Origin of the sequence: Hyphomicrobium facile (assembly GCF_900116175.1) — a bacterium.
Classification (GTDB): Bacteria; Pseudomonadota; Alphaproteobacteria; order Rhizobiales; family Hyphomicrobiaceae; genus Hyphomicrobium_B; species Hyphomicrobium_B facile.
The window spans coordinates 190,114-203,480 of record NZ_FPCH01000004.1; the positions used below are offsets into that span (position 1 = coordinate 190,114).

11 protein-coding genes are annotated in these 13,367 nt (G+C 58.7%); 7 read left to right on the top strand and 4 right to left on the bottom strand.

The features are described 5' to 3' along the window. Positions 1–40: 40 nt before the first annotated feature. On the bottom strand, positions 41–346 hold the full coding sequence (locus tag BM399_RS18885) for an ETC complex I subunit (protein WP_092869340.1): 306 nt from the start codon (positions 344–346) through the stop codon (positions 41–43). A gap of 242 nt (positions 347–588) precedes the next feature. Then, on the bottom strand, positions 589–879 hold the full coding sequence (locus BM399_RS18890; protein ID WP_092869341.1) for a hypothetical protein: 291 nt from the start codon (positions 877–879) through the stop codon (positions 589–591). 371 nt (positions 880–1,250) lie between these two features. Here BM399_RS18890 and BM399_RS18900 point away from each other — a divergent pair, with 371 nt between their 5' ends. The 3 genes from BM399_RS18900 (at position 1,251) to BM399_RS18905 (ending at position 3,536) form a co-directional block, all read left to right on the top strand. Continuing rightward, complete coding sequence (locus BM399_RS18900) at positions 1,251–2,297, top strand: FkbM family methyltransferase (RefSeq protein ID WP_092869343.1); 1,047 nt, start codon at positions 1,251–1,253, stop codon at positions 2,295–2,297. 341 nt (positions 2,298–2,638) lie between these two features. Next, complete coding sequence (locus BM399_RS21280; RefSeq protein ID WP_177228223.1) at positions 2,639–2,872, top strand: hypothetical protein; 234 nt, start codon at positions 2,639–2,641, stop codon at positions 2,870–2,872. Positions 2,873–2,966: 94 nt separating this feature from the next. Then, a complete protein-coding gene (locus BM399_RS18905; protein ID WP_177228224.1) occupies positions 2,967–3,536 on the top strand; it encodes a YceI family protein in 570 nt (189 codons plus the stop codon). A gap of 86 nt (positions 3,537–3,622) precedes the next feature. Here BM399_RS18905 and BM399_RS18910 read toward each other — a convergent pair whose 3' ends face one another. After that, positions 3,623–5,308 (bottom strand): hypothetical protein, encoded by a 1,686-nt coding sequence (locus tag BM399_RS18910; protein ID WP_092869345.1) that lies wholly within the window; start codon positions 5,306–5,308, stop codon positions 3,623–3,625. Between the two features lie 125 nt (positions 5,309–5,433). After that, complete coding sequence (locus tag BM399_RS18915; protein WP_092869346.1) at positions 5,434–7,317, bottom strand: multiheme c-type cytochrome; 1,884 nt, start codon at positions 7,315–7,317, stop codon at positions 5,434–5,436. A 484-nt stretch (positions 7,318–7,801) separates the two neighbouring features. Between BM399_RS18915 and BM399_RS18920 the strand changes: the two genes are divergently transcribed. The 4 genes from BM399_RS18920 (at position 7,802) to BM399_RS18935 (ending at position 13,326) form a co-directional block, all read left to right on the top strand. Next, positions 7,802–8,878: a 2Fe-2S iron-sulfur cluster-binding protein gene (locus tag BM399_RS18920; RefSeq protein WP_092869347.1), complete on the top strand. Its 1,077-nt coding sequence runs from the start codon at positions 7,802–7,804 to the stop codon at positions 8,876–8,878. Positions 8,879–8,907: 29 nt separating this feature from the next. Beyond that, positions 8,908–9,966, top strand: a complete 1,059-nt coding sequence (locus BM399_RS18925) for a cytochrome c family protein (RefSeq protein WP_244531370.1) — start codon at positions 8,908–8,910, stop codon at positions 9,964–9,966. 76 nt (positions 9,967–10,042) lie between these two features. Beyond that, positions 10,043–10,948: a hypothetical protein gene (locus BM399_RS18930; protein WP_092869349.1), complete on the top strand. Its 906-nt coding sequence runs from the start codon at positions 10,043–10,045 to the stop codon at positions 10,946–10,948. Continuing rightward, a complete protein-coding gene (locus BM399_RS18935) occupies positions 10,948–13,326 on the top strand; it encodes a cytochrome c3 family protein (RefSeq protein ID WP_092869350.1) in 2,379 nt (792 codons plus the stop codon). The genes BM399_RS18930 and BM399_RS18935 overlap by 1 nt, the downstream gene beginning before the upstream one ends. The last annotated feature ends 41 nt before the right edge of the window (positions 13,327–13,367 follow it).

The window sequence follows — 13,367 nt, forward strand, 5'->3', positions numbered from 1 at the left end:
GGCGGCCGGCTCCGCGCAGCGGAGTCGCCAGCGCCAAACATTAGTGCGTCCAGTTGGTCGTCCGGCCGTAGCGGAAATTATCGGCGTAGGCCTTGCGGATCGGCTTGCGCGGCTTCGGCTCCGTCAACGTATAGGCAAGACCGGCGCGCGTCGCGTACGCGACCGCCTCTTCCTTCGTGTCGAATTCCAGCCGTACCTGCGATTGCATATCGCGAGAACTCGTCCAGCCCATCAGCGGATCGATATCGCGCGGGCTCGCCGGTCCGAACTCGAGCACCCACTCCTTCGTGCGCGCTTCCCCCGACTGCATGGCAGTCTTGGCGGGTTTGAAGATCCGTGCCGTCATGGTGGCTCCGCGTAGAAATCGACGACTGACCGGGCCAACCTCGAACGAACACGCGAGAAAGGCCGAGACTCCCGCTTGCCCGCCGAACCCACCCTGGATGGTCAACGGCTGGCAAACGTCAGATGTGCCATTAGCATTTTGAACTGAGCTTTTCGACCCCAATTTCGGACGACGACATCCTGCCGCTCCAGAGCCCCAGGATCGGTAAATGCCGTTGAGGATCAGGATCCTCAGGCGCCCGCTTATTTCATCTGGTTCTTTTCCTGAGTGGTGATCGACTGGCTAGGCCCTGTCTGCGACGAATCCGGCAGCACATCAGGGGCCGCCGAATTGTTCATCTGGTTCTGTTCCTGTTGGGGAATCGACTGGCTGGGCCCTGTCTGCGATGAATCCGGCAGCACATCAGGAGCGGCCGAATTATTCATCTGGTTTTTCTCCTGCTGCTCAACGGACTGCGCGTACGCCGGTGAGACGCCAAGCAGTGCAACGGCGACTAAAATCGCCAGCACCGAATGCTTGCTGATGATCGTCATGAAATGTGACTCCAAAAATCAATCATCTTCGGGGATTCCGCGACATCAAAAACGAGCATCCCGTCGGACGCTCAAAGCGACCCGGTCGACATCGTGTCAGGATCGAAGGATCCTTCTAGCGGCCGTTCGTTGATGGAAGTTCTCGAAAACGCCGACAAGACGTCTCGAACTGGATGATTTGATCCGTCCACGGCATAGATGGGTTGGTCCCGCGTCACGCGAATTCGGGCGGCGCAATATTGCGCGCGCACCCGCCAGCTTGGTTGCAGAATGCTCGCGTTCGCCGAGCGAAGCTGGTCTTGGCGAAGCAAAGGTGCATGATGCCTGTCTAAAAGCTAAGCCGCAGCGGGCCGGCGCGCACCGGGGGACCAATGGAACTGACTTATGCTCAAAACATGGAGGACTACCATCTTTGGCAGGCGCTAGGGCACAAGACTTCGGGCTTTTATATCGACATTGGTGCAGGTCATCCCATCGCGGACAGCGTTTCGTTCTGGTTTTATGAGCGCGGATGGCAAGGCATTTGCGTCGAGCCTCAGCCGCATCTTGCTGCGCTGTATGCTGAGATCCGGCCCCGCGACCAAGTCCTGGAGGCTCTCGTTGGCAGCCACAGCGGCGTGATGGATTTCTACGTCGTGAACCGGCTGCACGCCCTCTCCACGACGATAAAATCTCACGCGGAAGCTGCAGAAAAATATGGCGCTAGCCATCGCACCGTGTCGATGCCCGTCGTGACTCTGGCTCAGTTGTGCGGGCGCTACGGCGTTACAGAGATCGACTTTCTCAAGATCGACGTCGAAGGCGCTGAGGCCAGCATTCTGGCCGGCAATGATTGGAACCGCTTTCGGCCCAAGGTGATCCTGGCCGAGGCGGTGTCGCCCGCAAGTGGCGCACCCTCCTGGCTGGAATGGGAGCCAAATCTCCTGGCGCAAGGCTACGTGCTCACCCTTTTCGACACTCTAAATCGCTTCTACGTCGCGCAGGAGGCGAAGGACGCACTCGCTGCTGCACCCCGCGAGCGGGCTCAGTGGGATGCCGTGCCGCACCTCTATCAAATCGGCCGCGCCCCAGAGTGTGCTGAGCACCCGGACAATCATCTGGCCGGCGAACTTGCCCGCGGATTTTGGGCCAGTTTACCTTCGATTGATAAGCGTCTCCTTGCGTCCCTCCTCGCTCGCGACCGTGGGATCACAGATCCGGTCGAGGTTGAACAACTCGTCATGGATCTTGAGACAGATCGGATGCGTGGCGCTCTGGGTCGCATCGCCTGCGGATACGATGGTGGCCAGCTCTGGCCGATATCTTCCGACGAAAAAAACTCCCGCTTAGCCAAATTGCAGTCGTCGGTCACTGCGCGGCTACGTTCAGCACGCATTCGTTTGGCGGCAAAGAAGCGGCATCTCGCACAGGAAGCATGATCCGTGAGAACGACCGCGGAATTCATGAAATGAAATGTGATCGCCGGCTGCTTTCGCACCTGCCGTGACCCGGATTCATTCTGCAGGCCCAATAAATTCGGCATTTATCGGCGGGCAATAGCCACTATTGAAGCCTCGATTCAAAGAGAATGAGTATTTCTCGAACCCATTTTCGCCATCCCGCAATCGAATTGTGCGATTGGGGAAATCAAAGTACGGGATTGGCGCATCTCATATACGGAATTCGCCGCTTGAGATAATTGGGCCAAATGCGGCTCATTTGCCTTCCGGCGCATTCACGACGCCGTCCCGCGCCGCATACGAGACCGGAAGAACGTGCGATGGCGACAACGCTTATCGAATTGATCGTCCTGTTCCTGTACCCCCTCGTTTTATCGGCCATTGCCGGGATTATTTTCAGAGCCGCAATGACCGGACGAGACGGCATTTCTGAAGTCGTCGAAGCCTTGATCCATACAAATGGGCTCGAGGAGCGCGCAAAACGCGCCACAGGCTTCTCCCAAAATACAAACGGTGAAAGGCCACTCAATGAAAAAAATGCGTCTCGGCAATAGCCGTCGCCAGAGTAATGCCGAAACCCAAGACCTATTGGGCGAGATCGAACTCTCAAGACGCGCGTCGTCACTCAAAGCGGCGGCATCTTTGCGAATGGCATGTCTTGCACTGCTTGCCGCAGAACTGACAGTCGCCGGTGCACCGGCAGTTGAGGCCCGTCGCTTTGAATTCGACCAGCGGCGAACGGAGGTTCGTTTCGCTTATAAGATGGCTTACGCGACGCAGCGTGGCCGCTTCACGAAGGTCAGCGGCACACTCGACTATGACGAAGCCGCCCCTGGAAAGAGCAAGGTCAGCGCCTCGATCTCCGCTGCGAGCCTCACGACCGGCGAAGACTTCATCGACAACGAGTTGAGAGGCGCGGATTTCTTCAACGTTGAGCGCTCGCCCGTCATCGCCTTTAAGAGCGTCGGGGTCCGAACAGGCTCGCCGACGGCCGCGGAGCTTTTGGGCGAGATCACGGTCAACGGCATCACCAAGCCGGTGACGCTCCAGGTCAGCATCGAGCAACACGACGATCCCGCACTCAAGCACGACGCCGGCGCGCGCAGATTTATCGCCAAAACGCGCATTCAGCGCAGCGCATTCAACATGACGAACTACCAATCGATGGTCGACGATGACGTCGACATCGAGATCGACGCCATCGCCCGGCCTAGATAAGACGCCGGGCGCTCCGGCCCCCAGGTCAGAAACTATCCTAATAGCTTCGCCGTCGTCCCCGACGGCGAAGCTTTTTTTGAGGTCGCTCAGAACTTGCTGCGCAGCTCCGTACGGACCCCGAAATTATCTTCGGCCCCTTCCTGGATCTGATAAGTCGCATCGGCGCGGAACAGCCACGACCTGGTGAGCGGGATCTGATAGCGAGCGCCGAAGCCGTACTGTGCGCCCTTGGGACCTATATTGTCATTCTCGAAGGGCTGCACCGTCGCCACCTCGAAGACGATCTGCTGATCCAGATTGAAGAGATACTGCACGCCAAGCGCGCCGCCGAAGGTATTGGAGGCCGTGTCGTCGAGCTTCGGGTAGCCCGTCAGGGCGTCGGTCTCGAAGTTGATGCCGACGTTCTTCAGTATGCCCGCGTTGTTGCCATCGACCAGGGGCTCGGGGTTCCCAACGCCAACAAAGAAGTTCGCGTATGGAAGAAGCGTGCTCGGCAAAGGCGTGATCAAGCTGTTCTCTGAAATGAGGGCAACGCCGTCGCCATTTCCGCGGCCATCCTCCCCGAAGTTCGCGAACAAGCGGGTCGAGTTTGAGATCGTGTTGGCATAGCGCCGAGTATATGCGGCCGTCAGGAAATGCTGCTCGACGCCGTCCTGAACACCGGTGCCCTGTAGAAAGCCATAACCCGCTTCGACATAGCCGTTGAAAGCGTCGGCGAAGGCCGTGACGCCGAAGAGGTTGGCATTGTTGTTGTCGACTTTGCCGTTTGCATTCACGAAGCTGGCGTTGTCGATGTTGTCGAAGCCCGCGAAGAAGGTAATGTCGAAGTTGGAGAGACCGAGTGCCGCCGAATTCCGCGCGGGCAGCGTCACCGCACCACCCAGGATCGCGTCATTCGCCCAGATCCCGTTCTGCAGGAACAGTGGGAAGAGACCGACGGTGAAGGGCAAGTCGAACGAGGCGTGCTGTCCGGTCATGCCGGAATAAATGGAACCCGCGTCACCCTCGAAGTACAGAATCTGCGGAGTGAAATCGAACTCACCGTTGAACTTCTGATCGCCATCGCGGCCGCCGAACTCGAAGCGAGTAAATTTCGCGTTGCCGTCCTGAAACGGCGTGAAGAACGCGTGGATGCGTTCTGTTGCCGTGAGCTTGAAATCGACGTCGAGATTCAACCGCGTCGCGACCTGCGCGATATCCTTGCCGTTATTGCGATTGTAGGCGATGGCTGTCCGCCAATCCCCGTAGACGGCGAGCCCCGGAAGCAGCGGGTTCAATTTCCCGAGGACCGTGCTGCTCTCGTCGTATATTCCCGAGGTGTATTGCTCGCGGCCAATCTCGAGCAGCGGACGCGGCGGCTCGACTGCGGTTTTCCCGCCATAGATGTCGGCTTGTTCCTCGGAGTCGTACGCGTGTGTGTACTGCGGATCGGAGCGGAAGGCGCTCTCGGTTGGTTTTGCTTTTTTGGGAGTCTTCTTGCCCTCTTCTGGTTTCGCGTTCGATTTGTCCGCGTCGCCGACATCGGCGCCGAGGTACTGCTTTGCAACGATTGTCTCGTTGTAGCGTTTCCCTACGGACTGGGACGCGGCTGGAGACTCGCTGGACAAAGTCGTAATCCAGCTCTCGTCTTTGCCGGTCTCGGCGCCGCTTTCACGGGGTTCAGTTTTTGCGGTCGTGCCGGACATCGTCAGATAGCTTCCGGCCATCAGAACAATAGCAGCAGTCGTCACACTCGTTCGGTATCGAAGGTTGCCCTTCGCATCGCAGGTCATAAGGAAGCTCCCACTTCATGCCCCTGGCTCGTGCGTTCGAGTTTCAGGAGACTTCAGAGAGGCTTCGGACCCGCTATTTTGGCCCCTTGGCGGGACCAAATCCGAAACACTCGGCTCTTTGATTTTTATCCTTTCACGTCGACATCGACGGCGAAGTCATGGAAGTTCATGATCCGCTCGTTCATGCTCTGCTCCATGGCCCTGGTGGCACCGACGAAGCGCATGAAATAGATAGGCTCGGCACGGCTACGCATGCGGAACGCAAGGCGATATTTGCCGGGCTTTTTGATCAACTTTCCAGGTACCGAATATTTGGCCACCTTCTCCCCTAGCGGCGCCAGAGAATGGTTCTCCATGCGCACGAGCGGCGGATGATTGAGAACCGTGGTCGGGATTTGCGGCGGACGAAGGTGCGGCAACTGATCGATATCGAAGTTTACCGGCAGGTACATCTCCCGGTCCGTGCCCTTGACGTTGGTCGTCAGGAATTTGGTTTGAAAATTCACCAGCATTTGATCGGTGTCGATGCGGCCAGCCGCGACGTCCAAACTATGTAGATCCGCCATGTCCCCGTTGCTGTCGACGTAGCCCGACTCCCAGATGTTCTTCCCATCAGGATCGACGAGGGCGACGTTCACCCAAAGCTGCGGTTGCGCACCGAGCGAGCCGGACGGCAGGTTGTGCCCCGTATTGACGTTCTTGATCTTGTAGGAGAACGCCAGCTCTTTACCGATCCGCGGTGTGCCCTGGACATAGGGACCGTCGACCTTGCTGCTGTTCTCCATCACCTCGCGCCGGAGCTTGTCACGCTCGTCGAGCTTCTTCAGATTTTCATCGATGATCTCACGGGCATCTTCGCGATCGCTCGCATCGGCCCATCGCTTTGGAAAATCGACCTTGATCTTTCCAGCCGCAACCTTGTCTTCGAACTTCCGGCTACCCCAGCCGGCGCGCCAGTCGAACTCCAACCAGTCCTTGATACTCGTGGCCTGCGCCTTCGTGTTGTGCGGGAAGATACCAGGGTGCGCGATAGAATAACCCGGACCGATAAACCGGTGGTTTGCGTGCTTGCGCCCGGGGTTGACCTCTTTGCCGCCGACGATCGCAGAAGGCGCGGTCGCATACCCGTCGGGCTTCCCCGGCGTTTTGCCCATATGGCAATCCTGGCAGCTGACGCCGGCTTTGCGTGCCGGGCTGTCGCGATATTGATCCCAGACGATTTCCAACTTGATGCCGAGGTTGACCGCAACCTGATGGCAGCTGACGCAGAACTCCGACTTGGTGATCTGATCGTTGGTGATCATGCCCTCGTGAATGTCGTTGCCGCGCCCGTCGGCACCCGTTTTGACGGAGTAGGTATCCTTGTTGGCGAGCACGTCTTTGATGACGCTCTTTTCGCCGCTGCCGTAGACAGGCTCGTAGATTTTTCCGGGCTCGATCCGGCGCTCGCCGTTGACCTTGCCGTACTGCTCCTTGACCCGGTGACAGGTGATGCAGGTTACGCCCTCGCGCGAGATCTGACTGCGCTCCCAGAGTGGCGCTTCGCGGGCTTCGCCGATCTGCGTGCCGACCTGTTGATGGCATCGCACGCAAAAAGTGCCGACCGTTCCTTGAGTGAGCGATTGGAACTTCTGCTCGAACTTATGGAACATCGGAGATATCGACGCATAGGCATGCTGCGACGACGACCACTCTTCATAAATCTGCTTGTGACAGGCGCCGCATTGCGCGGCTGTAGGATATAGAGACTCGTCGACGCCCTGGCCGCTGTGCGGATCGGACTTGGACTTTACGATCTCGATGCTCGTCCCTTTGGCTGCCGCGCTGCCGCCGGCAGCTTCGCTATTCTGCGCGAATTTCAGTCCCGAACGACTCTGTTGAGTTTGACTTTGTGCCTCGGCGAATGAGCGAGACCCTGCGACGGCATCTTGCCGAGAGAACGTAACGCAGACCAGCATCGTGCCTGCCCATGCGCAGGCAAGCAGTGAAACACGCGAAACTTGTACCATCGCCCCCAGTCCAGACTGCCCATACCCGTTGGGCAGAACTCAAAATTGCATTGATCGCGCGAAATGCAGTCCGATTTATGCGATCCCCCGTTGGAAACAAAACAATAGGGGAAACGGGGCAGCGATATGGCCAGATTTAATAGCGGACGAAATTGAATATAGTTAATTCGGAATCGAAAAAACGTTTCTATTCCACTCGATGTGAATATAAAAGGAATTATGCTCATCTAAATAATTATAGACATCGCCGACAAGCCATTGAAGTAGCGACACGTTTTAAGTCAGCGCGTTCTTGTCGTAGCGAGCAAAACATAGATGGCAGCCAGCGTTCCGCTTAATGCATAATTCGAGTTTATTCGCAGAAATAATTCGCCTTCAATCCATGTTTCATTTTATTCGATCCGCCGGGGGCCATTGTCTAACCATAATAGATGGATAGCTCCCCAATTCCGAATTCCTTGAAACGGCAAGAATTGAGCACGTGATGGCAGGTAGCCATAAAATTACGATCGATGGGAAAAGCTTTGAGGCACGCCCTGGTGAGTTGCTGCTAGACGCAGCTCTGAATAACGGCATCGACCTGCCTTACGATTGCCGCGCCGGACACTGCGGCACATGCTGCGTTCGGCTGGTTTCGGGCGACGTCGAAGGCGGCGAAGGCTCCGAGCCCGGCATCGTTCATGCGTGCCAGTGCCGCATCGCCAGTAACGCGGTCCTGGAGAGCAACCGCCAGACAAATATCCGAGCCGTCGAAGGCGTGTTGAGTTCGCTGCGTCCCCTGTCCTCCGAGGTGATCGAGGTCGGCATCAAGACTGACCGCGCGCTGCCGTATCATGCTGGACAGTATGCGCAGGTGTGCTTCAAGGGCTATCCGCGCCGTCCCTTCAGCATCACTCATCCCCTGCGCGGCGATCCGGACACGAGTTCTATCTGGTTTCATGTCCGTCGCATGAAGGGCGGCCGTGTCACCTCGTCGCTCGGCAAGCGCATCACGCCGGGACATCGAGTGACTTTGACCGGGCCGTACGGCTCGGCACATTTGCGGCCCAATCTGGAAGGCCGCCTCATTCTCGTCGCCACCAATACCGGCTTCGCACCGATCTGGTCGATCGCCGTCGCCGCTTTGCGAGAGAGGCCGGAGCGAAGGATGATGATCATCGCCGGCGGCCGTACCCTCGAGTCTCTATATATGGGCCAAGCCCTCGTGAAGCTCGCGCGTTTCCCCAACGTCCTCGTCGTGCCTGTCTGCAGTTCGCCGCAGGCTTTGCCGAACGCCATCATGCCCGGCCGGCCGACCGACTATCTGCCGCGGCTGTTGCCGACCGATGTTCTCTACGCCTGCGGCGCGCCGGGAATGGTCGAGTCAGTCAAAAACATCGCCGCGCATGTTGGTGCGACCTGCCATGCGGATCCGTTCCTGCCGAACGCCGATGGCACGAGCGAAGGCGGCGTTCTGACCCGGGCGATAAAAAAACTCGCCGTGCCCCTCAGCCGCCCGAAGCGTAATCCGGATTTCGATCGCTCCCGCGACCTCGCAATCACGTTCGATACGAGCGCTTAAGGCTCGCCGACGCAAGGCTCGACACCACTGTGGTTCTAGATCGTTTGAGTTTCAGTTCTTCGCTTCCCGGCACACGGCGCCTTTCTCGCCTCGCCTACTTTCTCTCCGCCTCGCTGATCATGTGTTTTGCCGCGTGTGGCGCGGCCCTATCCGATGCCGCGCAGGTCGTCGGGCCGAATGCCTGCGCCGAGTGCCACAAGCAGGAAACCGAAGCCTGGAAGACAACGCACCATTTCAAAACGTTTCGAGATCTTCCGCGCAACGGCGAAGCGAAGAAAATCGCCGATAAAATGGGAGTGAGACGCATCAAATCGGAAGGGTTGTGCGTCACTTGTCACTTCACGGTTCAGCAGAAGGACGACGGCAAAGAGCCTGTCGCAGGCATCTCCTGCGAGTCTTGCCACAGCGCGGGCAAAGACTGGATCAAAGTTCACAGCAGCTACAGCGGCAAGACCGCAAAGACAGAGACGAAAGCCGAGGCAGCAGCACGCTGGAAACTTGCCGATTCCAAAGGGATGATAAGGACCAGCGCAATCTACCAGCTGGCGAAGAACTGCTACGGCTGCCACGTCGTGCCGCAAGAAGAACTCGTGAACAAAGGCGGCCATCGCGCCGGCAGCGCCTTCGATCTGGTTTCCTGGTCGCAGGGCGAGGTGCGCCACAATACTTGGTATTCCAAAGGCAAGGAGAACGCCGCCGCGAACACGACGCGCAGGCGGATGCTCTATCTTGTCGGCCTTGGCGTTGAACTCGAGACGTCCTTGCGCGGCGTCGCTAAAGCCACGGTGAGAAAGCCTTACGCGTTCTTCATGGCCCAGCGCGTTGACCGGGTACGAAAGCAACTTGCCGCTGCGGCGAAAGCAGCGCCGAACGTGCCAGAAATCGCCAAGTTGGTCGAATATGCCCATTCGGCATCGCTGAAACTCAACAATGAGCGCCTGCTGACCGCTGCTGCCGATAGCGTTTCCAAGCTGCTCACGGGCCTCACCGAAAAATACGACGGCAGCACGATGGCCGGGCTCGATGCGCTCATTCCGGGACCGGAGAAGTACGTGGGGACAGTGAGGCAACCGAGTGCAACCAACTGATCTCGGCGCGATGTCGGCATCAGCCGCCTGACACGCACGATGGGGGAATGACGATGAATGATTTTGGCGGGCCGCCGTGAAATTCGTGGCGCGGCGCGCGGCCAACGGGTCTGTGGGAGTACGCTCTCCCGGCTCGATGCGAGGGGTCAGCGGCCAGGCAATCACAGCGATACTGATCGTCGCCATCTCCGGCGGCCTATTCTGGCTTGTCGAAATCTACACCTCTGCACTTCGCGACCCACGCTATCTCGACGGCTGGCTTCTGGCCGGTGGAATGAGCCTGCAGCTCTTCTTTCACGTCGCCACCAAAACGGGCCGGCTATCGCCAAAATCCATCATGCGGTGGCGGACGTTCCATATTTTCGTGGGCTACCTGCTGGTCGCAGCATTCCTTTCACATTCGAATTTCGCCCTTCCGAATTCGGCTTTCGATTGGACGTTGTGGACAGGCTTCGTGCTCGTAACTCTGAGCGGGCTTTTCGGCACCTATCTGGCTTGGTCGCTTAAGACCAAGAGCCGCGTCGACGAGCGCATTGGGTATGACCGCATTCCCGCGCGCGTCGCTGAACTCGCGCAAGATGTGAAAGCAGTCGTTGCAATGCCCGATCCGTCTGCCGACGCGATCGCGTTGCCCGCGGCGCCCTATGACGCCTGGATCACAGATCTCTACACCAACCACCTGCAGGACTTTTTCGAGGGGCCGCGCAATTTCTCGTCCCATCTGGTCGCTTCGCAACGCCCGCTCAAGCGGCTGATCGACGAAATCAATCACCTCGCGCCCTACGTTGACGCTCAGGGCCAGGAAAAGCTTTCCAGAATCTGGAACCTGGTAACCGAAAAAGATGCGCTCGATTTCGCGCGCGTCCATTTCGGGCTCACCAGGGCCTGGCTATTTGTACATGTGCCCGTCACCTACGGGCTGTTCGTGCTCTCGGTGCTGCACGTCCTCGTCGTCTACTCCTACGCGTCGGGGGCACTGTGATGTGGCGCTTTTTCTGGCCGCAAGAGAGCGACAGTCCGAAGCCTCCGAGTTTTCGGCGCGACCGTCTGGCGCTGCTCGTGGCGCTCGTCACGGCTGCCTCCACGTTCACCGCTTTCTTTCTGTCGAAGGGCACGCAGTTCCTCATGCCCGGGCCGATGACGAGCGCGCATGCGTCGATTGAAAATTGCTCTTCCTGTCATAGCAAAAGCGGTGACGGCAAGTTGAGTTGGATTCACGGCCTTGTTGCGGGCAACCCGATCGCCGACAGCAAGGCCTGCATCACCTGCCACAAGATGCCGGAAACGGCCTTCTTCCCGCACGGTGCTTCGGCCGATGTCCTGCTAGCGAGCACCAAGCGGCTGACCAAGATTGCCGCGACTACGCCCGAGCCGCTATCGGCGCGCGCCCAAAACGCAGCCTTCCCGGCCCACGATGTCGTTTCGCGCGGCCTTACTTGCGCGACCTGCCACCAGGAGCATAAAGGCGCCAATTTCAAACTGGGCAAGATCTCCAACGAGCAGTGCCGCTCGTGCCATGTCGTGAAGTTCGACAGCTTCGACGGCCATCATCCGCAATTCGAAAACTATCCGTTCGATCGGCGCACGCGGATCGTCTACGATCATGCCAGCCATTTCGATAAACACTTTCCCGAAGTGGCGAAGAAGGACGCAGCAAAGCGCATTCCGGACTCCTGCTCGACCTGTCACGACAGTCAGAAGGACAGGCGAGTCATGGCGGTCGCGCCATTTGAGAAGACCTGCACCGGCTGCCATCTCGACCAGATCACAGGCAAGGAGCGGGCGACCGGTCCGAAAGGCATCGCCTTCCTCGCGCTCCCTGGCCTCGACCTCCCAACCCTGAAGCAGAAAAATGCCGCGATCGGCGAATGGCCGGAGGCGTCTGAAGCCGGGCTGACGCCCTTCATGAAGGTGATGATCAGCCGGACCGAAAAGGGCCGCGCGCTTATCAACACCGTGGACAAATTGAACCTCCAGGATCTGGCCAATGCAAGCGACGACCAGATAACGGCGGTGAAGGAGCTGGCCTGGGAGATCAAGAGGCTGCTGTATGCGCTCATCTCCGGCAAGGCTTCGGACGTCCTCGGCGACCTCAACATCGGCAGCGGCGGAAAGCTGAGTGCGTCTCTCGTTGCCGATCTGACCGCGAGCATACCGCGTGATGTCGTCGTCGGCGCCCAGCAGCAGTGGCTGCCCAATCTCGCGAGCGAAATCACGGGCGGTCCGGTGCCCGCCAATCCGCAACCCGTCGCCAATGATCCCGAACCGAGCAATTCGAGCGCGGCGACCACCGAGGAGCCCGCTGCCGCAGATACGACGACGCCTTCGGAAGAACCTCAGTCATCGGCCGAGACTGAGGAGAAGGAGGCACCGACTGAAAATGCCGGCAGCGCCAAATACGATCCGCCCGCATGCCTCATGCGCGTTCTTGGTCAGTGCCTCATGCCCGCGGGACAGGAGAAGAAGGCTGAAGGCGCCAATCCCGAAGCAGCCACCGGAAAGGACGATAGCGCCAACGCGAAGTCGAACGGCGGCAAGGAAAAACGCGCCGGCAACCTGCCCGAACCGATGAGAGCAGGCTTGCAGGACGCACGACCGGCGGAGACTTCTCAAGCGGCGAGCGAAAAGGCGGCGAGCCAATCCGACGAACTCCTCCGCCCCACGGAGGAAGAGCTTCGCGAGATAAAGTCGCGCGGCAATGACCGCGTCAGAGCGCCAGAACCGCGCGCAATTCCATCGCAGTCGCAAGCCGCGTCCGCATCTCCGGCGAAGACCGCGCCTGTGATCAGCATAGAAAGCAATATCGATCCGGAGAGCTGGGCCGAATACGGCGGCTGGTACCGCCAGGATTATGCGATTTTCTATCGCCCAGTAGGCCACAAGGACAAATTCATCTACTCATGGCTCTTCCTCACCGGGCCACAGGCACCGAAGGGTGACCGAAGCCCCGCAGCAGCCGTCTTCGATTTCCTGACGAGCAAGGACGCTCAAGGATCATGCACGAAGTGCCACAGCGTGGACGACATTCAAGGCAAAGGACGCGTCGTCAACTTCTCACCGGCATCGACTGAGACGAAACAGGGGCGCTTTACGACTTTCATCCATGAGCCGCATTTGGGCGTCGTGCAAAACCGCGGCTGCCTGACCTGCCACAGCCTCGACAAGAGCCGCCCGTACCTGAAGAGCTACGAGCAGGGCAATCCGCATAACTTTGCCTCCAATTTTGGAGCCGTGAGCAAGGACCTTTGCCAGAGCTGTCACGCCACCAAAAAGGTGCGCCAAGACTGCCTCACCTGCCACAAGTATCATGTGAATGGCGTGATCACGCCGATCATGCAGACGAAGATCCCGACGCAGTAGCGACGTATGTTCTACTCCGATCAAACCGATTGCCGACGAGA

Excerpts from the sequence above, each read along its gene's own strand:
- BM399_RS18885 (WP_092869340.1), bottom strand. The coding sequence starts at position 346 with ATGACGGCACGGATCTTCAAACCCGCCAAGACTGCCATGCAGTCGGGG.
- BM399_RS18910 (WP_092869345.1), bottom strand. The coding sequence starts at position 5,308 with ATGACCTGCGATGCGAAGGGCAACCTTCGATACCGAACGAGTGTGACG.
- BM399_RS21280 (WP_177228223.1), top strand. The coding sequence starts at position 2,639 with ATGGCGACAACGCTTATCGAATTGATCGTCCTGTTCCTGTACCCCCTC.
- BM399_RS18920 (WP_092869347.1), top strand. The coding sequence starts at position 7,802 with ATGGCAGGTAGCCATAAAATTACGATCGATGGGAAAAGCTTTGAGGCA.
- BM399_RS18905 (WP_177228224.1), top strand. The coding sequence starts at position 2,967 with ATGGCATGTCTTGCACTGCTTGCCGCAGAACTGACAGTCGCCGGTGCA.
- BM399_RS18935 (WP_092869350.1), top strand. The coding sequence starts at position 10,948 with ATGTGGCGCTTTTTCTGGCCGCAAGAGAGCGACAGTCCGAAGCCTCCG.
- BM399_RS18915 (WP_092869346.1), bottom strand. The coding sequence starts at position 7,317 with ATGGTACAAGTTTCGCGTGTTTCACTGCTTGCCTGCGCATGGGCAGGC.
- BM399_RS18900 (WP_092869343.1), top strand. The coding sequence starts at position 1,251 with ATGGAACTGACTTATGCTCAAAACATGGAGGACTACCATCTTTGGCAG.
- BM399_RS18890 (WP_092869341.1), bottom strand. The coding sequence starts at position 879 with ATGACGATCATCAGCAAGCATTCGGTGCTGGCGATTTTAGTCGCCGTT.